Genomic DNA, 2,251 nt, shown 5'->3' with positions numbered 1-2,251 from the left:
ACCCCGATCCGTGGACCACACCGCCCGGGAAATCGGCCGTCCGCGGGGTATCGCCGGCCGCCTCGGCGCCGGCGGGCGGGCGGGTTTCGCCGGAGGTGGATCGTGCACCTGCCGCGTCCGGAGCGCCGGGGGAATCGGGGGCGGACTTCGGTGTGTCGGTCACGCTGGCATACCTTTCGGCGGGGCGGGTTTCCGGTGTGGCGCACAGCAGTTCAGATCGAGAAAACCCGACCCGCGCAGCGCTGTCAAGCAGGCGCCGGGCGCAGCGGAAAACACGTCTGACACGCCGGGCGACACGGAAAGGTTGTGTAACCGCTCGCTAGAAGTGACCGAATGCGAGTAACTTGAGATGCGATGACTGCACTACTGGCCGAACGAGCCACCGAAGTCGTATCCGCAGCGCAACAGTTGCTCACAAAGCGAATGGGTGCTCCGGTGAAGTTGAGCGATCCCACCGAACTCAGCGGCAGCGGACGGACCACCGTGCTCCGTGTCCGGGTCGCCGAGAACGCCTTCTCGCTACCCCGCACCCTGATCGTCAAGCAGGTCCGCGGCGCCGTCGCCGACCCCAAGAACGTGACGATCATGCCGGGAGTGGCCAGCGTCGATTCGGCCTTTCTCCGGGAAGCGGTGTCCTACCAGTTCACCACGGCGCTCAGCCGCGGCGAACGCCCCGGTGCGTACCTGATCGCGCACAGCCTGCCCGACCGCCTGCTCGTCCTCAGCGATCTCGGAGAGAACACCAAACTCACCGATGTCCTGCGCGCGGGCGCCGAGCCGGCCGCTCGTAACGCGATGATGGCGTTCGCGCAGGCGCTCGGCCGGATGCATGCGGCGACGGTCGGGCGCGAACCCGATTTCGTGGCCCTGCTGCGCCGGGTCGATGTCGCGCACCGCGAGGACGGTATCGCCCAGCAGGCCGCGGCCGCTCTCGCGGAGGTACCCGCGCTGTTGCAGCGTGAACTCGGTGTCGAGGTGCCCGACGAGGTGGCCGAACAGGTCGCGCACGGGGCCCGCCTGTTCGGCGGCGGCCGGTTCCGGGCGTTCAGCCCGTCGGACCTCTGCCCGGACAATGTGATCATCAACGACGAGGGCGCCCGCATCCTCGACTACGAATGGGGCGGCTTCCGCGACGCCACCCTCGATATTGCGTATGCGCTGGTGTCCTTCCCCGGCTGCCTGTGCGATATCGAACTGTCCCGGGAGCGTGCCACCCAGATGGTGGAGGCCTGGCGGGCCGAGGTGGTCGGCGTCTGGCCGGCCCTCGCCGACGACGACCTGCTCGCCGAGAAAATCCTGGAAGCACGCCTGATCTGGGTCTGGCTGAGCACCTACTGGTTCCTGCCCGCCGACCACACCCGGATCGCCGCCGCCCGCGAGCACGGGCTGTCGGTGCCGCGCTCGGACGCCCTGCTCAACCGCTGGGCGGGTCTCGCCGAAGACGCGCGCTGCCTCGGCAACGATGCGGTCGGCGATTTCGCCGAGGCAGTGTGCGCGCTGCTGGACGAGCATCTGAGCTGAGCGGTATCCGGCGCCGGCTCCGGGCCGCGCGGCGCCGGGATTCTCACGGAGGAGGGCCCCGGCACCTCGGTGATCAGCCGCTGAGCCCGGAACTCACCGATCGCGCGGGGCTGTGATTCCGGAAACGCTCCGCGCCTCGAGGTAGGGCACGGCTGCTCATGCTCTCGAGGTAAACCGTCCGTGAGGGGCGGGGGCTGTGATTTTTTTGGGGGGTCTCCGAGCCTCGAGGGAGTGGCCTGGGCGATCGGTGTACTCGACGTAAACCGTCCCCTGAGGGGCGCGGCTGTGATTGTGGGGCGCTCCGAGCCTCGGAGGGGCCCGGTTAAGTGGTGTACTCGAGGTAAACCGTCCCCTGAGGGGGCGGGGCAGTAATTGTGGAGCGCTCCGAGCCTCGAGGGAGGAGCTCGGTTGAGTGGTGTACTCCAGGTGCACCGTCCGTCAAGGGGCGGGCTGTATTTTTGGAGCCGCTCCGCGGCTCGAGGGCGGGGCCCTGTCAACCCGGTTCTTCACTCCCGCCGGTCGGTCGCTGCGCTCCCTCTGGTCGCTCCAGAACCGGGCGGGCCCCGCCCGGGAGCTGTTCGGGGAAGTGGTCGGTGGGTTACCGCCATTGGGGGATGGGGGGCTTCGAGGCGGACCAACCGGGATGGGGCGGGCTGTAATGTTGGCGCCGCCCCGCGGCTCGAGGGCGGGGCCCTATTAACCCTGGTCTTCACTCCTCCGCTCCTCCGCT

Annotated in this window: 1 protein-coding gene; it reads left to right on the top strand. The window is 68.9% G+C overall.

Annotation, left to right across the window (positions count from 1 at the left end; translation table 11 throughout):
• The first annotated feature begins 354 nt into the window (after positions 1–354).
• Positions 355–1,521 (top strand): phosphotransferase family protein, encoded by a 1,167-nt coding sequence (locus tag QH276_RS12035; protein WP_280399987.1) that lies wholly within the window; start codon positions 355–357, stop codon positions 1,519–1,521.
• Positions 1,522–2,251: the final 730 nt, after the last annotated feature.

This window comes from Nocardia carnea, assembly GCF_029869215.1.
Lineage (GTDB): Bacteria > Actinomycetota > Actinomycetes > Mycobacteriales > Mycobacteriaceae > Nocardia > Nocardia carnea_B.
The sequence above is the reverse complement of the archived record's forward strand: the minus strand, read 5'-3'. Positions and strand labels throughout refer to the sequence as shown.